The following is a 21,838-nucleotide window of genomic DNA, read 5'->3' on the forward strand; positions in this document are numbered from 1 at the left end:
TGGTATATTTGTGATAATGAAAGAAATTACAAGTATTCAAAACTCATATATAAAAAGCTTGCTAAAACTACAAGATAAATCTCGTGAACGAAAAAAACAAGGTTTATTTATTATTGAAGGGAAACGTGAAATTTCTTTAGCTATCTCCTCAAGATATGAATTTGATACTATTCTTTTTTATCCCGAAATTATTTCGGAAAAAGAAATTTTACACCTTTTTAATGCGAATGTAAATAGAATTGAAATTTCAAAAGAAGTGTATCAGAGATTAGCATATAGAGATTCTACGGAAGGAATTATAGCTGTTACGAAAGTAAAAGATTTCTCTTTACTAAATATTCAATTTAAAAATAACAATCCTTTAATATTAGTTGCTGAAAGTATTGAGAAACCTGGTAATATGGGTGCTTTATTAAGGACTGCCGATGCTGCAAATGTTGATGCTGTTTTTATTGCAGATGCTAAAAGCGATTTATATAATCCTAACATCATTCGCTCGAGTGTAGGCTGTGTTTTTACCAATCAAATTGCAATGGCAACATCCAATGAAATTATTGATTTCCTGAAAGAAAAAGATATAAACATATATGCTGCTACTTTGCAAAATTCAAATGAATATCATAAAGAAAATTACACAAATGCTTCTGCAATTGCAGTTGGAACGGAAGCAACTGGTTTATCAGAAATTTGGAGAGAAAAAGCTACTCAAAATATTAATATTCCAATGCAAGGAAAAATAGATTCTATGAATGTTTCTGTTGCTGCAGCAATTATAGTTTTTGAAACAAAAAGACAAAGAGAATTTAAATAATTATTAATGAAAGTATTAGGAATAGACATCGGTGGATCGGGAATTAAAGCGGCAATTATAGACACAAAAACAGGGAAATTACTTTCCGATAGACATAGAATAGCCACTCCAAAACCCGCTACACCTGAAAATGTTGTAAAAGTTATCAAAGAAATGATAGTTCATTTTGATTGGAAAAAAGCCGTTGGTTGTAGCTTTCCTACCACTATTGTTGACGGTAAATGTATTCATTCTGGAAATTTAAGTGAAAAATGGCTGAATGTAAAAGTTGATAAACTATTCAAAAAAGAATGTAAACTACCTTTTTATGTAAGTAATGATGCAGATTTAGCTGGAGTTGCAGAAGTAAATTTAGGAGCTGGAAAAGGTGAAAAAGGAGTTGTAATTGCAATTACAATTGGAACCGGCATTGGTTCAGGCCTTTTTTTTAATGGTAAATTAATTCCGAATTTAGAAATAGGAAAAATGCTACACACAGATGGAAGAATCATTGAGTACTTTACTGCAGATTCTGTGAGAAAAAGAGAAGAATTATCATTAAAACAATGGGCTTTGCGTTTTGATATATTATTGAATTATGCTAGAATTGTATTTTCACCAAGTTTAATTATTTTAGGTGGTGGTATCAGTAAAAAATATAATGAATTTAAAGAATACTTAACTACAGATGTTAATATAAAAGTAGCTGAATTTAGAAATAATGCTGGTATAATTGGTGCTGCAATGTATGCTAGTAAGAAGGAAAACAAATAATGCAACATACTACCCTATTTTACATTTTAATAACAATTATAATCATCAGTTTTATTATTGACAAGGTTTTAGATACCTTGAATTCGAAACACTTTGATGATGAAATCCCTTATGATTTAAAAGATGTTTATGATGAAGATTCATATAAAAAATCACAAGCTTATAAAAAGACAAACGCTAAATTTTCTATTCTTACATCGACCTTTTCAATAGTACTAACACTCATTTTCTTTTTTGCCAACGGATTTAAATTTGTAGATATTTTTGCAAGAAACTTTTCAGATAATTCAATTTTAATAGCATTAATATTTTTTGGTATTATTCTTTTTGGTTCAGATATTTTAACAACTCCTTTTTCTTATTATAAGACATTTGTGATTGAAGAAAAATTCGGATTTAACAAATCAACAAAAAAAACATTTTGGTTAGATAAATTAAAAGGATGGTTCATGGGTATTCTTTTAGGTGGTGGAATCTTATCATTAATCATGATGTTTTATCAATTTACTGGTAAAAATTTTTGGATCTATGCTTGGATTTTAATAGCAGCTTTTTCATTATTTATGAATCTATTTTATGCAAAACTGATAGTTCCTTTATTTAATAAACAGACTCCTTTAGAAGAAGGAAAATTAAAATCAGCTATTGAAAATTATGCAAAAAATGTTGGTTTTAAATTGGATAATATTTTTGTTATTGATGGTTCTAAACGATCAACAAAAGCAAATGCTTACTTTTCAGGATTTGGTTCTCAGAAAAGGATTACACTTTTTGACACCTTAATAAATGATTTAGAAACAGATGAAATCGTAGCTGTTTTAGCGCATGAAGTTGGGCATTATAAAAGAAAGCACATCATTTTTAATTTAGTAACCTCCACTCTAATCGCAGGTTTTACCTTGTATATTTTATCATTATTTATAAACTCACCATTTTTATATAAAGCATTAAGTGTTTCTAAACCAAGTTTTCATATTGGCTTAGTTGCTTTTGGAATATTATATTCCCCAATTTCAGAAATTACAGGTTTATTTATGAATTACGTTTCGCGTAAATTTGAATATCAAGCAGATGATTTTGCAAAAGAAACATTTGCAGGGAATCCGTTAATTACTTCACTCAAAAAACTATCTAAAAATAGTTTGAGTAATTTAACGCCTCACCCAGCCTATGTTTTTATGCATTATTCACATCCCACTTTGTTGAAAAGAATTAATAATTTAGAAAATTAATATTTAATTTTTCTCTACTACCGATTGTACTATTTTTTCAAGCATGCGTTTATATTCGGCATCGGCTTCAACTTCTAATAAAGTAGTTATCATAATAGTAGATTTTTCATTATATTGAATACAGTAATTTTTATTTACAAAGTCTATTCCATCTTTATTTATAGTACCTTCAATAGAAAATACTTTTTTACTAGCAATCATTTTTTCTTCCTTTTTATCAAACTTTTTATCATAGAAAAATTTAAGCATTTTACTTTTGCCATTCATATAAGAATTCTCAACAAGCGCTGATAAAAAAAGTGATTTAGGCTTGCCGGACATATAAGTATTGGTATTCACTTTAGGAAAAATAGTTTCATCAATGTCTATTTTTATTTCCCTCTCAACTTGTTTAAAATGATCATCTCCAATTCCGGAGTGTTGAGAATGAATACTGCTAGATAAAAACAATACTACGAATACTAAAAAAGCTTTTTTCATGTTGTAAAATTAACCAAAAAAATTAAAAATTTAGAAAAGTAATTTCTTGTTTGTTAAAAATGTTTGTTCTAACTTCACTTTAGATTTTTAAAATATATCTGAATTGCAATTTATGGAGTATGAAGCAACGATAGAAGAAGAAAATAAGGAGATTACTCATCGTTACAAAGAGTTGTTAAAAGGTACTTATGAAGTCTTGTCAAAAAAAGATAAAGAATTGATAAGGAAAGCTTTTGACGTTGCCTTAGAAGCACACTCTAAACAACGAAGAAAAACTGGTGAACCTTATATTTTTCATCCAATTGCTGTTGCAAAAATTGTTGCTACAGAAATTGGTTTGGGAGCCACTTCTATTGCTGCAGCTTTGTTGCATGATGTTGTAGAAGATACAGAGTATACAATAAACGATATGGAGCAATTGTTTGGAGAAACTATTGCAAGAATTGTAAACGGATTAACTAAAATTTCACGTTTAAATAAAGAACAAGATGCTTCCATACAGGCAGAAAATTTTAGGAAAATGCTTTTAACATTAAATGACGATGTTAGAGTTATTTTAATAAAAATTGCAGATAGATTGCATAATATGCAGACTATGGATGCTATGCCAGATCATAAACAGGTTAAAATTGCTTCAGAAACTTTATATATTTATGCACCTTTAGCACATAGATTAGGTTTATATAATATTAAAACAGAGTTAGAAGATTTAGGCTTAAAATATACAGAACCAGAGGTTTTTTTAAGTATTGTTGATAAAATCAAAGAAAGTAAAGAAGAACAACAAAATTATTTAAAACGATTTTCTGATAAACTTAAAAGTGGTTTAGATAAAGAGAATTTTACGTATGATATTAAAGGTAGATTTAAATCTATTTATTCTATCAGAAAAAAAATGCGTAACCAAAATGTAACTTTTGAGGAAGTGTATGATAAGTATGCCATTAGAATTATCTATTCTCCTTCTTCAAACGATGATAAATTTGATGCTTGGAAGATTTATACAATTGTTACAGATTACTTTAAACCAAACCCAGCACGTTTACGTGATTGGATATCACAACCAAAATCTACTGGCTATGAGGCACTTCATATTACCGTAGTTGGACCCGATGCAAAATGGGTAGAAGTGCAAATTCGATCGGAAAGAATGAATGAAGTTGCCGAAAAAGGATATGCCGCACATTTTAAATACAAGCAAGGAAATGAAAACGAAAGCGGGTTAGAAGGTTGGTTAAACAAATTGAAAGAGACATTAGAAAGCCAAAGTATAAATGCAGTTGACTTTGTTGAAGATTTTAAACTGAACTTATACTCTAAAGAGATATATGTTTTTACTCCCAAAGGTGAATTAAAATCGCTTCCTAAAGATGCTTGTGCATTAGATTTTGCTTTTTCAATTCATACTGATGTTGGTTTAAAATGTAGAGGAGCAAAAGTAAATGGTAAGTTGGTTCCTTTAAGTCACACCTTAAAAAGTGGAGATCAAATAGAAGTAATAACGAGTTCTAAAAATAAACCAAACTCGAGGTGGTTAGATTTTGTAATTACAGCTCGGGCTAAAACAAAAATTAGAGCTGCCTTAAAAGATGACGAAAAACAAATAGCAGAAGAAGGAAAATCAGTTTTAACCCGTAAACTTCGTCATTTAAAAATCCCTTTTAATGAAAAAACTGTTAATGAATTAGTACTTTACTTTAATTTAAGAACTAGCTTTGATTTATTTTATAGGTTAGGAAATGGAGCGATAGATAATACGCAGTTAAAAGGATATGTATCGCAAAGAAATAGCACAATTTTAAATTTCTTTAAAACCAAGTTACGAAGATCTAATACAACTACTGATATAGCCGAGAATACAAATGAAGTAACGCATCATTATGACGCTTTAGTTTTTGGTAAAGAAGAAGAAAAGTTAGATTTTACACTTTCTAAATGTTGTAACCCAATTGCTGGAGACAAAGTTTTTGGATTTTTAACCATTAATGATGGTATAAAAATTCACAAAAAAAATTGTCCCAATTCAATTTCTTTGCAGTCGAATTATGCCTATCGAATTATGTTGGCCAAATGGATTGATTCTACAAAGCAAGACTTTAAGGTTATATTGCATATTAGTGGTGTTGATAATAAAGGTATTATAAACAATGTAACCCGAATCATTTCTAATAATATAGGTGTTCTAATACATGGAATAAATATTGCTGGAAATGAAGGTGTTTTCGAAGGAAAAATATCATTAGGAGTAAAGAATATCTCGCAATTAAATAGGTTAATTAAAAGTATTCAAAAAGTAGATGGAGTGAAAAAAGTAGAACGTGTTAATACTTTGTAAATATCATTTATATAAAAATCAATTTTTATTCAGAAATAACTGTAAATTTGTTTTTTCGTAAAAATAAAAACCATGAGTAATTCTCTTGATAATCAAGAAGTAGTTAAAAAAGTTTTTACCTCATATTTGCAAGAGCATAAGCACAGAAAGACTCCTGAACGTTATGCCATACTTCAAGAAATTTATGATGCTGATGAGCATTTTGATATAGAATCTTTATATATTAAAATGAAGAATAAAAACTACAGGGTTAGTAGGGCAACACTTTATAACACTATCGATTTATTATTAGATTGTAACTTGGTTAGAAAACATCAATTTGATGGGCAGTCAATGGCTCGTTATGAAAAAAGTTATTTTGATAAAAACCATGATCATGTAATTTTTACAGATTCTGGTGAAGTAAAAGAATTCTGCGATCCAAGAATTCAAATTATCAAAAAAACGATTGAAGAGATTTTTGATATTGATATTCAAAATCATTCTCTGTATTTTTATGGAACAAAAAAGAAAAAATCTTAACAAACAATACACAACTAAAAACAACAAATTAACACAACTAATGGCTGTAGATTTATTACTAGGATTGCAATGGGGAGATGAAGGTAAAGGTAAAATTGTAGATGTTCTTACTTCCAATTACGACATCATTGCGCGTTTTCAAGGTGGCCCGAATGCAGGACACACTTTAATTTTTGATGGATATAAACATGTTTTACATACAATTCCTTCAGGTATTTTTCATAAAACCGCATTAAACGTCGTTGGAAATGGAGTTGTTATTGACCCCGTTATCTTTAAAAAAGAACTAGAAAACTTAGACAAACATAAAATTGATTATACCTCTAAATTATTAATTTCTAGAAAAGCACATTTAATACTACCAACTCATAGATTGTTAGATGCAGCCTCAGAAACCTCTAAAGGAAAGGCTAAAATTGGCTCTACATTAAAGGGTATTGGTCCAACTTACATGGATAAAACAGGTAGAAATGGAATGAGGGTTGGTGATTTAGAATTAGAAAACTGGAAAGAAAAGTATGATGCTTTAACAGCAAAACATATTAAAATGTTAGCCTTTTTTGATGTTCAGGTTGAATATAATTTAAAGGAGTTAGAAGCAGAATTTATTAAAGGCATAGATAAATTAAGAACATTAGCATTTATTGACAGCGAAGAGTTTTTAAATCGAGCAATAAAAGACAAAAAGACAATTTTAGCTGAAGGTGCACAAGGTTCATTGTTAGATATTGATTTTGGTACGTACCCTTTTGTAACTTCTTCTAATACTACGGCAGCAGGTGCTTGTACAGGTTTAGGTGTTGCGCCTAATAGGATTGGTGAAGTTTTTGGAATTTTTAAAGCATATACTACACGTGTCGGCTCTGGACCTTTTCCTACAGAATTATTTGATAAAGATGGGGAAGAAATGGCAAGAATTGGAAATGAATTTGGAGCAACTACTGGTAGGCCTAGAAGATGTGGTTGGCTAGATTTAGTTGCATTAAAATATGCTGTAGATGTAAATGGAGTTACACAATTAATGATGATGAAAGGAGATGTTTTATCTGGTTTTGAAACCTTAAAAATTTGTACTACATATAATTACAAAGGACAAGAAATTAGTCATTTACCTTATAATATAGAACCAGAAAATGTTTCTGTAAATTATACTGAATTTAAAGGTTGGAATGAAGATTTAACAAAAATGACTTCTGCTGATCAATTACCACAAAACTTGCTAGACTATGTTGCGTTTATTGAAAAAGAAACTGGTGTTCCTGTATCTATTGTTTCTGTAGGTCCTGATAGAAAACAAACAATTATGAGATGATTTTTTTATTATTTTAATATACTAGTAAAGAGCATCTTTTAAGAAATTAAAAGATGCTCTTTAAGTTTACTCAATTATTTAAATTTTGCACATTCTCGAGAATATAATGTAATTGTTTTTTTGTACATCTAAAGTATTCAAGAAAGCAACTCATTTTTCTTTAGACGAGAATAATTTATATACTATTATTCCTAAAATCTTCAAAAAAAATACTTTTGATAAAGACCTATTGAAATTTTTAATCCTTCCAATTTATTTCAAAAATACGTCCACAAGATATTTAGTTCTTTGCTAGGAATAATATTTGAATACTTATTTTTCATAGTAGAAAACTCTTAACTTTAAATTGTTATAATGTTCTATAATATTCTAAAACTTGTCTCGCTTCCTTTCTAGATAAATTTTGGTTAACCATAGGTGCGCCATTGAATTTAATTAACAACTCTTTAGCTATGGGATCATTTTTCACCATCTCTTCAGGATTCAAAATCATATTCATTACCCATTCTGGAGAACGTATTTTTAAAATACCTGTAGGGTTTGGTCCAATAAATTTTCTATTTGTTTTATGGCAAGAAGAACACTTGTTTTTGAATATTATTTTCCCTTTGTCTGCCATGGCTTGATTTATAGTAGAACTAATTTCCACAACTTTAATAGGACCAATACCTTTATTCTTTAAATCTACTGTTACCATTTGTTCTACTTTTTTAACAGCTTCTTTTTTAACACTTGAAGGATTGTATGATCGTACTTTCTTTTCTTTGCCGCCACAACTCATAAATAATGCAATGAGCATTATCATTGCTACATTTTTAAATTTCATTTTTGTTTTTATTTTAATTATTATTTGTTTTTTAAATATTAATCCTTTTTCCAGAGCATGTAATCCAAATTATGAACTAAAACTGATTTTATTTTTTACTTAAATAAATAAGCAATCTTCTTTTTTAAAAATTTTAAATATTGGATTGCTATAGATGACTGACTCTTGTTTTACTTTTTTATATAAAATTAAAGCAACTATTAAAACCTCATTAATAGCCTAATTAAATAAACTTATTTACCAATTGTATAGCTACTTTATTATTTTTGTTATGAATATAACAAAAATAAAACTCTACTTTTTTTAGGAGCTTAAGTACGATTATATGTTTAAATGAATTTATGAAATTATTTCAACCTATAAAAACAAAGTAGTCTAAAATTTATCTAAAAATATAATATGGTTGTTCAAGTTTATTTTATTTCTTTTGTTTGCATATCTCTGATTAAAACTATTTTTCCAACTCCTTTAAAATCTTTTTAGCAAATGAATTGCATTGATTTAGAGTTTCCCTAATATGATTTATTGTTGTTTTTGGATTTATTAAACACATTCTAATCACAATTTGATTTTGTAAAACTGTTGTAACTAATAGGGCTTCTTCTTATGCCACTACTCTAGCAGAAATTTCTTGATTTAATTTGTCCAATTTTTCATCAGATAAATTAAATCCTAAAGGATTATATCTAAAATTATTAATAGCCAATGTTGCCTGAGAAACAATTTCCCAGTTTTTACTTTTTCTTAATAAGTCTTCAGTTTATCCTGCTAAATCAATATTGTAAGAAATGGCTTCTTTAAATGTTTCTAAACCATATGTTTTAATAGACATATAAAGCTCTAAACCTTCTTGTTAATTGAATTCCATAATCATAAAAATTAATTTCAGATTCATTTCCTTCAATATCTCTTAAATATTCTGGTTTTTCACTAAAAGTATTACTTAACCAAGAAGCCTCTTTAACCAATAAGCAGCCAATTTCATAAGGCTGGAAAAACCATTTATGAGGATCAACAGTTAAAGAATCTGCTCGCTCAATTCCTTGTAAAGTTCTACTTCCTTTTTTTGATAAAATAGCTGCTCCTCCATAAGCACCATCAATATGGTACCACAGGTTTTCTTTATCACAAATATCTGCTAATGTATCTAAAGGATCTACTGTGCCAGTATTTGTTGTGCCTGCTGAAGCTATAATACAAAAAGGTTTTTTACCTTCTAATTGATCTTTTGCGATTTCATTTTTAAGTTTATTAATGCCAATTTTAAATTCTAAATCTGTTGGTATTATTTTTACTTGTTTTTTTTTAAATCCTAAATGGCTTTTATGTTTGAAGAATGAGCTTGGTCTGATAAGTAAATAACCGCTTTAGAAAAATCATTCCCACATTTAATTCTTCTAGCTGTTGCTAAAGCCGTTAAGTTTGCCATAGAACCACCACTTGTAAAAATACCACCACCCTTTTTCACAGGGAAATTAAACATTTTTAGCAACCAATTTATAGTTACAATCTCTAATTCGGCTGAGGCAGGAGAAACAATCCAACCACCAGAAAAAATATTAAACCCCGTTGCTAGAGAATCTGCCATTGTGCTAATAAAATTACTTGGTCCTGGAACGAAAGAAAATGCTTTGGGATGGCTAGAAATATTACTATTTGGTATTACTTTATGCATAACAAAGTCTAAAACTTTATCTACTGGCATTACTTTTTCAGGTGCTTCTTGTAAAAAAATACTATCCATTTCTTGCCTAGAAGCAATAGTCACAGGTTTTTTATTTTCTAGTTCATGATAGTGTTCAGCTATTAAATCAACAATTTTATAGCCATAAGATTTCATTTCTTCTACTGATAAATCAAAAAATGGTTTCATTAATTTATTTTTCACAAAATTACAAGATGTCAAGATTCTGTGAGTAATAAAAACGAATTATTTAAAGGTATATCTTCTGGAACTTACTCGTATGACCTTTATCATTTTATATAATGATAAAAGGCCTCAAATTTGTTGTTACTAAAAGAAATAAAATGGAAAGTATAAGAAACAAAACTGTTGCGGACTTTGTAACAGAAAACATACATACTTCGAACATTTTTAAAAAGTACGGAATAGATTTTTGTTTTAATGGGAAAGTTTCAATCGAAAATGTATGTTTTAAAAATGATTTAGACTATCATGAATTAGAAAGTGAATTGGAAAAGATACATTTTAAAACTAATTATTTAAATGATTTTAATAAGTGGGCATTAGACTTTTTAATGATTTTTATTGTGCATATCCATCACAGATATATAAGAAAAAACATTCCTCTTTTAAAAAAATATGGAGAAAAATCGGTAAAAATTCATGGTCATAATTATTCTGAGTTAACAGAAATTAACAACCATATTAAGGAGTTGTCAAATGAATTGAAGGTTTACATGTTTAAAGAAGAAACCTTTGTTTTTCCTTATATTAAAAAGCTTTTTAAAGCAAGCAAGAAGCATACAAGTTTTCGTTCTAAAAATTCAAATTTTATAAATAATTCTCTCAAAATAATGGAGGAACATCATGATAAAATAGGAAATGTTTTTAATAGAATTTCTGAAGTATCCAACAGTTATAGAATACCAGAAAATGCTAGCACTGCTTTTAGAAAATTGTATTTAAATCTACAAGAATTCGAAGATGATTTTCAGCAACATGTTCATTTAGAAAATAATATATTATTTCCAAAAACTTTAAAGCTTGATTTTAAAACACTTAATAATTAAATTATTTTAACTTTCACTTTTCTTTAGTACTAAGCAATTTTCTTTTCATTATTTTTGCAGAAATATATATATCTTGAAAAGAGTTACATTTATATTACTAATAATTTTTACTTCAATTTCTTTTTCTCAAGAAAAAAGAAAAATTGAGTATCAGGCTGAAATTCAGGAAGCTGACGAAGAAAGATATCCAGGAGCAAGCATACTTATTGGTAATGTTAAGATGAATCATGAGGGTATTAAATTAACATGTCAACAAGCACTATATTATAAAAAACAAAATTTTTTTAAAGCGATTGGTAAAGTTCTTATAAAACAAGGAGATACCATTACACAAACTAGTGATTATGCAGATTATGATGCCAATTCTAAACAAGCGCTTTCTTGGGGAAATGTAGTTCTAAAAGATCCTACAATGACCTTGACAACAGACACTTTACAGTTCGATAGGTTAAACCAAAAATTGTATTATAAGAGTTACGCAACTATTAAAGATACTACCAATACCTTAAGAAGTAAAATAGGAAATTACTATTTAGAAAAGAAGAAATTTATAGCTACAACAAGAGTAACAGTAGTAAACCCTGATCACCATTTAGAGTCTAATCATTTAGATTACTATACTAATTCTGGTTACACTTATTTGTATGGACCTTCTACAATCACGAATAAAGAAAACGAAAATAAAATTTATTGTGAAAGAGGGTTTTACAATACAAAGACAGACATCTCTCATTTTGTAAAAAACGCAAAATTATATCTAAAAGAAAGAACTGTTGAAGGTGATAGTTTGTATTATGACAAGAGAAAGGGTTTTGCTTCTGCAACCAATAATATACAAGTAATTGATACTATTCAAAACTTTATTACTAAAGGAAATTATGCTGAAATTTTTGAAAAAAAAGACTCTCTTTTTGTCATTAAAAAAGCAGTAGCTATTTCTATTGTAGATCAAGATTCTACTTTTATTCATGGGGATACTTTGTTGGTGACTGGAAAAGTAAAAGAACGTATTATTAGAGCGTATCATCATGTAAAAATATTTAAGTCAGATTTACAAGGAAAATGCGATTCTATTCATACAAATCAGCAAACAGGATTTACAAAATTATATAGAAACCCAGTTATTTGGTCTGATAAAAATCAAATTACAGGTGATTCTATTTATTTAAAATCTGATATTGAAACAAAAAAATTAGATTCTTTAAAAGTATTTAACAATTCATTTATTGTTTCGAAAGATTCATTATCAGAAAATGATTTCAACCAAATTAAAGGAAGAAATATGTATGGCAAATTTCAGGAAAATAAGTTGAGAAATTTATTAGTAAAGGGAAACGCAGAATCAGTTTATTACAATAGAAATGAAGAAACTAATATTATAGAAACCATTACAAAAGAAATTTCTAGTAATATTGATTTTATTTTAGCGAAGGGAGTTATAGAATCTATTAAGTATTTAAAAGCATCTGATGGAAAAACTTATCCCCCATCGATGTTACCTGAAGCCGTAAAAAAATTAAAAGGTTTTATTTGGCGAGAAAGTGAACAACCCAAAAAAATGGAAGATATTTTTATTAGAGATAGTGTTGAAAAAGATATCCCGATAAAGAAAAAGAAAAAGAAGAAGAAGAAGCAAAAAAATATTCCTTTAAAGCTGGATGAAAAAATAGTATTAAAGCGTAAAAAAATAGCTACTTTTAAAAAGGAATGACTTTGAAATCTGATTTTTTTAAACATCAAGCACAAACTTCGCCCTATCCACTATGTATAGAGATTTCTCATGCAAAAGGAAGTTATATTTATGATATAAATGGAAAAAAACACCTAGACTTTGTAGCTGGTGTTTCTGCAAATAGTTTGGGACATAATCATCCAAAAGTTTCTGGAGCGATTAAAAATCAAATTGACAACTATGCCCACGTAATGGTATATGGTGAGTTTATTCAGCAACCACAAGTTAATTTATGTAAGTTATTAGCTTCTACTTTGCCCAAAAGTTTAGCATCTGTTTACATCACAAATTCTGGAACAGAAGCTACAGAAGGTGCATTGAAATTAGCAAAAAGAATTACAAATAGATCAGAAATTATTGCGGCAAAAAACTCTTATCACGGAAATACGCAGGGTGCTATGAGTGTTTCTGGAGTTGAAAAACAAAATGCAGCCTTTAGACCTTTAATTCCTGGAATTAAATTTATTGTCTTTAATGATGAATTGGATATTGCGAAGATCACCAAGAATACGGCTGCAGTAATTTTAGAAACGATTCAAGGAGGAGCAGGATTTATAGAACCAAAAAACAATTATTTAGCAAAGGTAAAAAAACGCTGTAAAGAAGTGGGAGCGCTTCTAATTTTAGATGAAATTCAAACAGGAATTGCAAGAACAGGAACTTTCTGGGGATTTGAGAATTACAACGTAATTCCTGATATTATTATTGCGGGAAAAGGTTTAGGTGGTGGAATGCCAATTGGTGCTTTTATTGCTTCTTATGAACACATGAGTTTGTTAAAAGACAATCCTAAGTTAGGCCATATCTCAACTTTTGCCGGACATCCCGTGATTGCTGCTGCTGCCAATGCAACAGTAAAAGAAATTCTTGACAAAAATTTACTTTCAGAAAGTTTGCGAAAAGAGAGTATTATTAGAAAACATTTACAACATCCATCAATAATCGAAATTAGAGGAAAAGGTTTGATGCTAGCTGCACTTGTGGAAACACCAGACTTAGCAGCAAAAATTATTCTAAAATGTTTAGATAAAGGTTTAATTTTATTCTTCTTGTTATTCGAAGGAAGAGCCATGCGAATTACTCCGCCTTTAACTATTTCTGATGAAGAGCTAATTGCTGGTTGTGATATTATTTTAGATGTAATTGAAGAATTAGTGTAGCCTGTTTTTTAAAATAAAAAAATATAGCTTTACTAACATCTATTTTGATTCATGAGAAAGATTATCTTATCATTTTGTATTATGTAATTTTTTTTGACCCATTAAAAATATTTAAAGAATAAAAAATCATAAATCACTTTAGCTCAAATTTATAAAATACCCTAAAAAACTAGCAGCTATACCCGTAAACAATAGAAATGAATGAACTTTTAGATTATTTGAAAAAAGATAACTCAATTTCGTCGGAAATAGAAAATAAACTGAATGGAATTATAACAGAAAAATTGTTAGTCAAAGGAGAACTAGTTCTTACTGATAACTCTATAAAAAAAGAACATATTTTTGTGGCAAGAGGTTGTTTACGTTCTTTTTACAAGACGGAAGACGGAAAAGAACACACTATACAATTTGCTATTAAAAACTGGTGGATAAGTGATTATATCACACTTTATACAAATAATAAATCTATTGTATCCATAGAAAGTATAACCCATTCTAAAATTTTGGTTATTGATAATAGCAAGATTAACGAGTTCTACGATGAATATCCGCAATTTGAAACCTTTCAGCGTAAAAATTTTGAAAAGCGTATTGCTGCTCTTCAAAATAGAATTCTAAGTCTATTAACGCTTTCTGCATCTAAAAAATACCATCAATTTATTAAAGACTATGCAGATTTTGAGAAAATAATACCGAACTATCAGATAGCTTCTTATTTAGGAATAACTCCACAAAGTTTAAGTAGAATAAGAAAAGAAAGAATTAAAAAATAATAATTTATTACCATAGATTCATTTTTGCTATTTAACCTTCTTTTACTTTTGTAGTATAATTAAAAAATAAAATCATGAGTTTTTTAGATATATTAAATAAGCGTTATGCTACTAAAGCCATGAATGGCAAAGTAGTTCCTCAAGAAAAAATAGATAACATTTTAGAAGCAGTTAGATTAGCTCCAACATCAAGCGGATTGCAACCTTTTGAAGTTTTTGTTGTTACCAAGGATGAAACTAAGTCTAGCATCAGAGAAATCGCATGGAATCAATCACCAGTAACTGATTGTTCACATTTATTGGTATTTGCTGCTTGGGATAACTATACGGTAGATCGTATTAATCATATGTTTGATTTAACCAACGAAATTAGAGGGTTCAAAAATGAAGGTTGGGAAAACTATCGTCAAATGTTGCTATCAGGTTATCCGCAACGTCCTCCAAAAACTAATTTTGAACATGCTGCACGACAAACTTATATTGCATTTATGGCAGCTATTACTCAAGCAGCTTTAGAAGGTTTAGATAGTACACCAATGGAAGGTTTTGATGCGGATTCATTAGATAAAATTTTAGGATTACGCGAAAAAGGTTTACGAAGTACATTATTATTACCCATCGGTTATAAAGATGTAGATAATGATTGGTTGGTGAACCTTGTAAAGGTTAGAAAACCATTAAAAGAATTAGTGACATTTATTAAATAAAAAAACAACTATTATGAAAAAAACATTAATTGGATTAGCAAGTATTCTAATACTCATTGTTATTACGTTATACATAACAACAAGACCTGCAAAAACAGCAAATGGTACTTATAGTCCATCACCATTAGCTCTAAAACTAGCAACATCTTCTACAACTAACTTTGATAACACAATTTACGAAAATAAGTATACAGGAAATAAAAAAGTGTTGATGATTTGCACAGAAGAAAGAAACATGACAATGGCGAATGGAAAAAAATTCTCAACAGGAAACCATCCTGTAGAAATGTTATTGCCTGTTCTTCATTTAAAAAATGCGGGTTTTGATGTGGATGTTGTAACACCAACAGGTAAGCCGGTTGCAGTAGAAATGTGGGCAATGCCAGAAGATGATGAAAATGTTAAGAATATATATGCTGAATTTAGAAATAAATTAGAAAAACCAGGTAGTTTAGCTGATTTTGTTACAAACTCATTGATAGATAGCACCAATTATGTAGCAATATTTTTCCCTGGTGGTCATGGAGCCATGCTCGGTTTACCAGAAAACAAAGATGTAAGTAATTTAGTAAATTGGTCTTATAAGAAAGGTTTATTCACTCTTGCCATTTGTCATGGTCCTGCTGCATTATTAGCTGCAAGTTTAGAGGTAAACGGAGATGATTTTATTTACAAAGGATATAAGATTGCTTCATTTCCAGATGCTGTAGATGCACAAGGACCAATGATTGGATATACACCTGGAAAAATGCCATGGATATATGGAGAAAAATTAAACAAATTAGGTGTTACTATTATTAACAAAGAAGCTGATAATACGGTAAATATAGATAGAAAATTAATTACAGGAGCGAGTCCTCAAGCCGCAAATGATTTTGGTAAATTAGCTGCAAATGAGCTACTTAAAGAAGTAAATAGATAAAAACACTGTAAACGATCTAAATTATTAATTTCACTAATAAATTTCCTAATTGTTCTCGCAAAGTCTGAAGTTTTTATTGGTTGTTTTCTTTTACATATTTCATTAGTAAATAGGTGAACTTACAAATCATATGTATATAAATAAAACCAAGCAAAATTGCTTGGTTTTATTTATACAAGAAAAATGAATACCTACCTTCTACTGTAATTAGGCGATTCTTTTGTAATTGCTACATCATGCGGATGGCTTTCATTAATTCCGCTGGCTGTAATTCTTACAAATTTCCCTGTTTCTTTAAGTGTTTCAACATCTTTTGCTCCACAATACCCCATTCCCGCTCGTAAACCTCCAATAAACTGATGAATACTTTCAGCTAATTCACCTTTATAAGGAACACGTCCTACAATTCCTTCTGGAACTAATTTTTTGATATCATCTTCAACATCTTGAAAGTACCTATCTTTAGAACCTTGTTTCATAGCTTCAACAGATCCCATTCCTCTATAAGATTTAAACTTTCTTCCTTCATAAATAATGGTTTCTCCAGGAGACTCTTTTGTTCCCGCTAATAAAGAACCCAACATTACAGAATCTGCTCCAGCTGCAAGCGCTTTAGGAATATCTCCTGTATATCGAATTCCACCATCAGCAATAACAGGAACGCCACTACCATTAATCGCAGCTGCAACTTCTAAAACTGCAGAAAACTGCGGAAAACCAACACCGGCAACAACTCTTGTTGTACAAATAGAACCAGGACCAATACCTACTTTTACAGCATCTGCTCCGGCATCTACTAAATATTTAGCAGCTTCGCCCGTAGCAATATTACCTACTACAACATCCAAGTCAGGAAACTTTGCTTTAACGGCTTTTAAAACAGTAACCACGCCTTTCGTATGTCCGTGAGCAGTATCTATGATAACAGCGTCAACTCCAGATTTCACTAAAGCTTCTGCCCTATCAACGGCATCAGCAGTAACCCCTAAAGCTGCAGCAACTCTTAATCTTCCATAAGAATCCTTATTCGCCATTGGTTTTTGAGTTACTTTAGTAATATCTCTAAACGTAATTAGTCCCTTTAATTTATAATCTTCATCAACAATTAATAGTTTTTCGATTTTATAATTCTGAAGAATTTTTTCAGCGTCATTTAAAGAAGTTCCAACAGCGGCAGTAACTAAGTTTTCACTCGTCATTACTTCAACAATGGGTCTTTGATTATCATGTTCAAAACGTAAATCTCTATTGGTAACTATTCCTTTTAAAATTCCATGTTCATCAACAATAGGAATTCCACCAATGCCATGCTCTTTCATGTTTGCTTTTGCTTCGAAAACCACAGCAGTTAAAGGCAATGTAACAGGATCTAAAATCATTCCGCTTTCTGCACGCTTTACTTTTCTAACTTCTTTTGCCTGTTGTTCTATAGACATATTTTTATGCAAAACACCTATTCCTCCCTCCCTAGCAATTGCTATGGCTAAAGCAGATTCGGTTACCGTATCCATAGCTGCCGAAGCAATTGGTACGTTTATCGTGATATTTTTAGTAAATTTTGTTTGAATACTTACTTCTCTAGGAAGTACTTCTGAAAAGGCTGGAACCAATAAAACATCATCATATGTTAAACCTTCTCCTAAAATTTTGTTGTTGTGTGCTATCATTTTGCAATTAAAATATAATTGCGTACAAATTTACAATTAATTATTGAATTTAAATAAGTTAAAGTGGCTTATTAGATTTTTGCTATATAAGGAAGGAAATATTTTCTTTATTCATTTTAAAACATTGATAATGTATCTTTTAAAATATTATTTTTATTTATTCTAAATAATGTTTGATAATGTAATGTTCATTTGTATATTTGCACCCGAAAACAATATTATTCATAATTAGTCTAAATAAAATGAAGAGAACATTACTTACTATATCTATCTTATTAACAATGGGTTTAAGCGCTCAAAAAAAAGAAAAAAACGAAGACGTATCTTCTTTAGATTCCATACAAAAGCTGGATGAAATTGTACTTTCTACTAGTATGATTTTTGGAAATAAATATGTTGCAAAACATAGAACTGGTTCAGCATATTATTTATCACCAAAAGAATTGCAAAAATTTAGCTTTACAGATGTAAATAGGGTTCTACGAAGCGTTCCTGGAGTTACTATCTATGAAGAAGATGGTTTTGGATTAAGACCAAATATTAGTTTACGAGGAACCTCTCCAGAGAGAAGTTCTAAAATAACATTAATGGAAGATGGTGTATTAATTGCACCTGCTCCTTACAGCGCATCTTCTGCCTATTATTTCCCTACAATAGCTAGAATGGAGGCTGTAGAAGTTTTGAAAGGAAGTAGCCAAGTACAATTTGGACCTTCCACAACGGGTGGTGCTATTAATATGATTTCTGCTCAAATACCTTCTAAATTTAGTGGAAAAATAAGTGCAAGCTATGGTAGTTTTAATTCAAATCAATTGCACGCTAAAATTGGCGGTGGCAGTAGTTCATTTGGTTATATGTTAGAATATCTAAACTATGGATCTGATGGTTTTAAAACTTTACCAAGTGGAAAAAATACTGGTTTCCATAAAAATGATTTCGTGGCTAAATTTAAAATAAACTTATTTCCAAATGCAGCTATAAAACAATCTTTAAAATTTAAATTTCAATATGCAGACGAAGTTGGTAATGAAACTTATTTAGGGTTGTCTCAAGCAGATTTTAATGTAAATCCATTTTCACGATACTCGGCCTCGAATAATGATAAAATGACCACCGATCATTCGCAGTATATGTTAACCCATAAATTAGATTTTTCTAAAAATTTCAGAGTGACCACTACTGCTTATCAAAATAATTTTTCAAGAAATTGGTACAAATTAAATGATGTAACTTTTAATGGAGAGAAAAAATCTATCGCAAATGTTTTAGAGGATCCAATAACACTTTCAAATCATTTTTCTATTTTAAATGGCGTTGTTAATTCTGAAGCAGATGCATTAGGTGTAAAAGCTAATAACAGAAAATATTATTCACAAGGAATTCAAACAAAATTGGATTACCATTGGTATAAAGGCGATTTATTTCATGATATAGAAATTGGTTTTCGTTATCATTACGATGAAGAAGATAGGTTTCAATGGGTTGATAAATACAGTATCTCTAATTCAGGAGATTTAAATTTAACAACAGCTGGAGTTCCAGGTACAAATGCGAATAGAATTGCCAGCGCCAAGGCATTTGCTTCTTATATTACTTATAAATTAAAAATTGATAATTGGACGTTTACACCTGGAGTAAGATTTGAAAATATACTATTACAAAGAGAAGACTTTGGTAAAAATGATATTACAAGAACTGGTGTTGATTTAGCTACAAGAGAAAATTCTGTGAATGTTTTTATTCCTGGAATGGGCGCAAATTATAAATTCAATAATGATTTTTCATTATTTGGTGGTATTCATAAGGGGTTTTCACCTCCGGGAAATCAAGACGGACAAGAATCTGAAGAGAGTGTTAATTATGAACTAGGTACTCGTTTTAACCTAGGTAAATTAACAGGCGAATTCGTTGGTTTTTTTAATGATTATTCAAATCTTTTAGGAAGTGATTTAGCAGCAACAGGAGGCACAGGTTCTTTAGAACAATTTAATGCGGGTGAAGTAAATGTAAACGGAATTGAAGTCTTATTAAATTATAATTTAGCGAAAGAAGGTTCAAAAATTTCTATGCCTATTTCTTTCGGATATACTTTTACGAACTCAGAATTTCAAAATAGTTTTGATAGTTCAGATGGTTTGTGGGGAACAGTTGCTGTTGGCGATGAAATGCCTTATATTCCAAAACACCAATTTAATGCTGCCCTTTCTTTAGAGTATTCATCTTTTGAAATTAACTTAAATGCTAGATATAATGGGGAGTTTAGAACATTAGCTGGTACAGGTAATATTTCGGAAAATGAAAAAGTATCCTCTAACTTTATTGTAGATATTTCCGGTAAATATTATGTAAACAAAAAACTTCGCTTAACAGCAAATATTATAAATTTATTGGACAATACTTATGCAGTTTCAAGAGTGCCAGCAGGATTAAGACCAGGGCATCCATTTGGTTTATATGCTGGTGCTGAGTTTAGCTTTTAAAATTATTTTTAAAAACCAATTTTATAGCTCGAATAGTTTAATACATTATTCGAGTTTTTTGTTTCTTGAGAAAAGACTAAACTTATAGATGAGCTATTTTCATTGATCAGTGCTGTATAACAATTAGAAAAATAAAATTTCTACATATTCGACACACTGGGGATTGAATTTAAATAATTGCCAGAAAAAGCAAGGAATTAAAAAAAAATGAAAGCGGTTCAAGTACTTTCTTCTAGAATTTGCCTTTCGTTTTTTAATCTAAATTTAATTACATCCTTAAAACAATAATGAACTGACAGATATCATAATATTCTATGAAATATCAATATAAATTTGTCTATTACAAACTGAAAGATGAAAATATATTATACTTATCAAAAAAAGTCATAATACTTACATTTATTGACCTTAACTCTCAATAACAACGATAGAAATGAAGAAAAAGACTGAGGAATTAGATAATTATCTAGAACATCACTACATACACCGGAGTAATTGGCTGAGAGCAGCAGTTCTTGGTGCAAATGATGGAATTTTATCTACTGCTAGTTTAGCTATTGGTATTGCCGCAGCAAGCGATTTAAGAGAGCCTATTATTTTAGCAACTTTAGCTGGTTTGGTGGCAGGAGCATTATCCATGGCAGCTGGAGAATATGTATCTGTAAGTTCTCAAACAGATGTTGAAAAAGCAGATATAGAAAGAGAAATTATTGAATTAAAAGAAATGCCAGATATTGAATTACAACGATTGGCACAAATTTATGAAAATAGAGGACTAAAAAAAGAAACAGCTTTGCTCGTTGCTAAAGAAATGACGGAAAAAGATGCTCTTGGGGCGCATGTTCGAGATGAATTAGGAATAAATGAAATGAACCAAGCAAAACCTATTCAGGCCGCAGTGGCATCAGGAGCCGCATTTACGATTGGCGGATTACTTCCTTTTCTCGTGACTCTTTTTCTTCCCTTAGAACATATCGAATATTCCCTTTATGGTTTTGCGCTATTTTTTCTAATAGTTTTAGGAGCGTTATCTGCTAAAACGGGAGGTTCAAACATTGGAAAATCAATTTTAAGAATTGCTTTTTGGGGCACAGTTGCCATGGGACTAACCGCTTTGGTTGGATATCTTTTTAATGTCAATATGATATAACATAGATATATCATATAATGTCAGTTAAATAATATTTTATAATCAATCAAAAGAATTAGATTAAGTTATGAATTGATGCTTTTTCAACTACATCTGTATCTTCACTGAAGTGAAAATTTATTAAGTTAAACTCATAATAAAAGTATGTTAAAAAACACCATACTGACAAGTCATTTATATTTATTAAAAGTTGTTATAAAATAAATTATACAAAAAAATGTG

General features: G+C 29.7%; 19 protein-coding genes. 14 read left to right on the forward strand and 5 right to left on the reverse strand.

What is annotated here, in order from left to right:
* The first annotated feature begins 16 nt into the window (after positions 1 to 16).
* The 3 genes from ATE90_RS05925 to ATE90_RS05935 are packed head-to-tail and all read left to right on the forward strand — an operon-like array spanning position 17 to position 2,796.
* Positions 17 to 811, forward strand: a complete 795-nt coding sequence (locus ATE90_RS05925; RefSeq protein ID WP_036786319.1) for a TrmH family RNA methyltransferase — start codon at positions 17 to 19, stop codon at positions 809 to 811.
* A gap of 6 nt (positions 812 to 817) precedes the next feature.
* On the forward strand, positions 818 to 1,564 hold the full coding sequence (gene ppgK, locus ATE90_RS05930) for a polyphosphate--glucose phosphotransferase (protein ID WP_036786317.1): 747 nt from the start codon (positions 818 to 820) through the stop codon (positions 1,562 to 1,564).
* Positions 1,564 to 2,796 (forward strand): M48 family metallopeptidase, encoded by a 1,233-nt coding sequence (locus ATE90_RS05935; protein ID WP_036786315.1) that lies wholly within the window; start codon positions 1,564 to 1,566, stop codon positions 2,794 to 2,796. The genes ppgK and ATE90_RS05935 overlap by 1 nt, the downstream gene beginning before the upstream one ends.
* A 3-nt stretch (positions 2,797 to 2,799) precedes the next feature.
* Here ATE90_RS05935 and ATE90_RS05940 read toward each other — a convergent pair whose 3' ends face one another.
* On the reverse strand, positions 2,800 to 3,276 hold the full coding sequence (locus tag ATE90_RS05940) for a hypothetical protein (protein ID WP_036786313.1): 477 nt from the start codon (positions 3,274 to 3,276) through the stop codon (positions 2,800 to 2,802).
* Positions 3,277 to 3,388: 112 nt separating this feature from the next.
* Here ATE90_RS05940 and ATE90_RS05945 point away from each other — a divergent pair, with 112 nt between their 5' ends.
* The 3 genes from ATE90_RS05945 (at position 3,389) to ATE90_RS05955 (ending at position 7,445) form a co-directional block, all read left to right on the forward strand.
* Positions 3,389 to 5,611 carry a RelA/SpoT family protein gene (locus tag ATE90_RS05945; RefSeq protein ID WP_036786310.1) on the forward strand — a complete coding sequence of 741 codons (2,223 nt, stop codon included), beginning with the start codon at positions 3,389 to 3,391 and terminating at the stop codon, positions 5,609 to 5,611.
* 72 nt (positions 5,612 to 5,683) lie between these two features.
* Positions 5,684 to 6,133: a Fur family transcriptional regulator gene (locus tag ATE90_RS05950; RefSeq protein ID WP_036786308.1), complete on the forward strand. Its 450-nt coding sequence runs from the start codon at positions 5,684 to 5,686 to the stop codon at positions 6,131 to 6,133.
* A gap of 40 nt (positions 6,134 to 6,173) precedes the next feature.
* A complete protein-coding gene (locus tag ATE90_RS05955; RefSeq protein ID WP_036788201.1) occupies positions 6,174 to 7,445 on the forward strand; it encodes an adenylosuccinate synthase in 1,272 nt (423 codons plus the stop codon).
* Between the two features lie 349 nt (positions 7,446 to 7,794).
* Here the strand turns inward: ATE90_RS05955 and ATE90_RS05960 are convergent, their stop codons facing one another.
* From ATE90_RS05960 to ATE90_RS13830, 3 genes are all read right to left on the reverse strand, one after another.
* The gene (locus ATE90_RS05960; RefSeq protein WP_052107546.1) at positions 7,795 to 8,271 is read right to left on the reverse strand and encodes a c-type cytochrome; all 477 of its coding nucleotides are present in this window, start codon (positions 8,269 to 8,271) and stop codon (positions 7,795 to 7,797) included.
* Positions 8,272 to 9,092: 821 nt separating this feature from the next.
* Positions 9,093 to 9,623 carry a pyridoxal phosphate-dependent decarboxylase family protein gene (locus ATE90_RS13825; RefSeq protein ID WP_366517375.1) on the reverse strand — a complete coding sequence of 177 codons (531 nt, stop codon included), beginning with the start codon at positions 9,621 to 9,623 and terminating at the stop codon, positions 9,093 to 9,095.
* Positions 9,584 to 10,144 (reverse strand): pyridoxal-dependent decarboxylase, encoded by a 561-nt coding sequence (locus ATE90_RS13830; RefSeq protein ID WP_368073603.1) that lies wholly within the window; start codon positions 10,142 to 10,144, stop codon positions 9,584 to 9,586. Before ATE90_RS13830 ends, ATE90_RS13825 begins: the two co-directional genes overlap by 40 nt.
* A gap of 155 nt (positions 10,145 to 10,299) precedes the next feature.
* Here ATE90_RS13830 and ATE90_RS05970 point away from each other — a divergent pair, with 155 nt between their 5' ends.
* The 6 genes from ATE90_RS05970 (at position 10,300) to hchA (ending at position 16,319) form a co-directional block, all read left to right on the forward strand.
* Positions 10,300 to 11,025: a DUF542 domain-containing protein gene (locus ATE90_RS05970; RefSeq protein WP_036788197.1), complete on the forward strand. Its 726-nt coding sequence runs from the start codon at positions 10,300 to 10,302 to the stop codon at positions 11,023 to 11,025.
* A 73-nt stretch (positions 11,026 to 11,098) separates the two neighbouring features.
* On the forward strand, positions 11,099 to 12,736 hold the full coding sequence (locus tag ATE90_RS05975) for an OstA-like protein (protein ID WP_180335180.1): 1,638 nt from the start codon (positions 11,099 to 11,101) through the stop codon (positions 12,734 to 12,736).
* The gene (locus ATE90_RS05980) at positions 12,733 to 13,917 is read left to right on the forward strand and encodes an aspartate aminotransferase family protein (protein WP_036786306.1); all 1,185 of its coding nucleotides are present in this window, start codon (positions 12,733 to 12,735) and stop codon (positions 13,915 to 13,917) included. Before ATE90_RS05975 ends, ATE90_RS05980 begins: the two co-directional genes overlap by 4 nt.
* A gap of 197 nt (positions 13,918 to 14,114) precedes the next feature.
* On the forward strand, positions 14,115 to 14,690 hold the full coding sequence (locus ATE90_RS05985; protein ID WP_036786304.1) for a Crp/Fnr family transcriptional regulator: 576 nt from the start codon (positions 14,115 to 14,117) through the stop codon (positions 14,688 to 14,690).
* 74 nt (positions 14,691 to 14,764) lie between these two features.
* Complete coding sequence (locus ATE90_RS05990) at positions 14,765 to 15,397, forward strand: nitroreductase family protein (protein WP_036786302.1); 633 nt, start codon at positions 14,765 to 14,767, stop codon at positions 15,395 to 15,397.
* A gap of 13 nt (positions 15,398 to 15,410) precedes the next feature.
* Positions 15,411 to 16,319, forward strand: a complete 909-nt coding sequence (gene hchA / locus ATE90_RS05995; RefSeq protein ID WP_081958166.1) for a glyoxalase III HchA — start codon at positions 15,411 to 15,413, stop codon at positions 16,317 to 16,319.
* A 191-nt stretch (positions 16,320 to 16,510) separates the two neighbouring features.
* Here the strand turns inward: hchA and guaB are convergent, their stop codons facing one another.
* On the reverse strand, positions 16,511 to 17,986 hold the full coding sequence (gene guaB, locus ATE90_RS06000) for an IMP dehydrogenase (protein ID WP_036786301.1): 1,476 nt from the start codon (positions 17,984 to 17,986) through the stop codon (positions 16,511 to 16,513).
* Positions 17,987 to 18,228: 242 nt separating this feature from the next.
* Here guaB and ATE90_RS06005 point away from each other — a divergent pair, with 242 nt between their 5' ends.
* Both ATE90_RS06005 and ATE90_RS06010 read left to right on the forward strand, forming a co-directional pair.
* A complete protein-coding gene (locus tag ATE90_RS06005) occupies positions 18,229 to 20,466 on the forward strand; it encodes a TonB-dependent receptor family protein (RefSeq protein ID WP_036786300.1) in 2,238 nt (745 codons plus the stop codon).
* Positions 20,467 to 20,899: 433 nt separating this feature from the next.
* The gene (locus tag ATE90_RS06010) at positions 20,900 to 21,616 is read left to right on the forward strand and encodes a VIT1/CCC1 transporter family protein (RefSeq protein WP_036786299.1); all 717 of its coding nucleotides are present in this window, start codon (positions 20,900 to 20,902) and stop codon (positions 21,614 to 21,616) included.
* The last annotated feature ends 222 nt before the right edge of the window (positions 21,617 to 21,838 follow it).

This window comes from Polaribacter sp. Hel1_33_96 (assembly GCF_002846595.1).
Lineage (GTDB): Bacteria > Bacteroidota > Bacteroidia > Flavobacteriales > Flavobacteriaceae > Polaribacter.

Coding starts and splice junctions, on each gene's coding strand:
- ATE90_RS05925 (WP_036786319.1), top strand. CDS start 17: ATGAAAGAAATTACAAGTATTCAAAACTCATATATAAAAAGCTTGCTA.
- ppgK (WP_036786317.1), top strand. CDS start 818: ATGAAAGTATTAGGAATAGACATCGGTGGATCGGGAATTAAAGCGGCA.
- ATE90_RS05935 (WP_036786315.1), top strand. CDS start 1,564: ATGCAACATACTACCCTATTTTACATTTTAATAACAATTATAATCATC.
- ATE90_RS05940 (WP_036786313.1), bottom strand. CDS start 3,276: ATGAAAAAAGCTTTTTTAGTATTCGTAGTATTGTTTTTATCTAGCAGT.
- ATE90_RS05945 (WP_036786310.1), top strand. CDS start 3,389: ATGGAGTATGAAGCAACGATAGAAGAAGAAAATAAGGAGATTACTCAT.
- ATE90_RS05950 (WP_036786308.1), top strand. CDS start 5,684: ATGAGTAATTCTCTTGATAATCAAGAAGTAGTTAAAAAAGTTTTTACC.
- ATE90_RS05955 (WP_036788201.1), top strand. CDS start 6,174: ATGGCTGTAGATTTATTACTAGGATTGCAATGGGGAGATGAAGGTAAA.
- ATE90_RS05960 (WP_052107546.1), bottom strand. CDS start 8,271: ATGAAATTTAAAAATGTAGCAATGATAATGCTCATTGCATTATTTATG.
- ATE90_RS13830 (WP_368073603.1), bottom strand. CDS start 10,144: ATGAAACCATTTTTTGATTTATCAGTAGAAGAAATGAAATCTTATGGC.
- ATE90_RS05970 (WP_036788197.1), top strand. CDS start 10,300: ATGGAAAGTATAAGAAACAAAACTGTTGCGGACTTTGTAACAGAAAAC.
- ATE90_RS05980 (WP_036786306.1), top strand. CDS start 12,733: ATGACTTTGAAATCTGATTTTTTTAAACATCAAGCACAAACTTCGCCC.
- ATE90_RS05985 (WP_036786304.1), top strand. CDS start 14,115: ATGAATGAACTTTTAGATTATTTGAAAAAAGATAACTCAATTTCGTCG.
- ATE90_RS05990 (WP_036786302.1), top strand. CDS start 14,765: ATGAGTTTTTTAGATATATTAAATAAGCGTTATGCTACTAAAGCCATG.
- hchA (WP_081958166.1), top strand. CDS start 15,411: ATGAAAAAAACATTAATTGGATTAGCAAGTATTCTAATACTCATTGTT.
- guaB (WP_036786301.1), bottom strand. CDS start 17,986: ATGATAGCACACAACAACAAAATTTTAGGAGAAGGTTTAACATATGAT.
- ATE90_RS06005 (WP_036786300.1), top strand. CDS start 18,229: ATGAAGAGAACATTACTTACTATATCTATCTTATTAACAATGGGTTTA.
- ATE90_RS06010 (WP_036786299.1), top strand. CDS start 20,900: ATGAAGAAAAAGACTGAGGAATTAGATAATTATCTAGAACATCACTAC.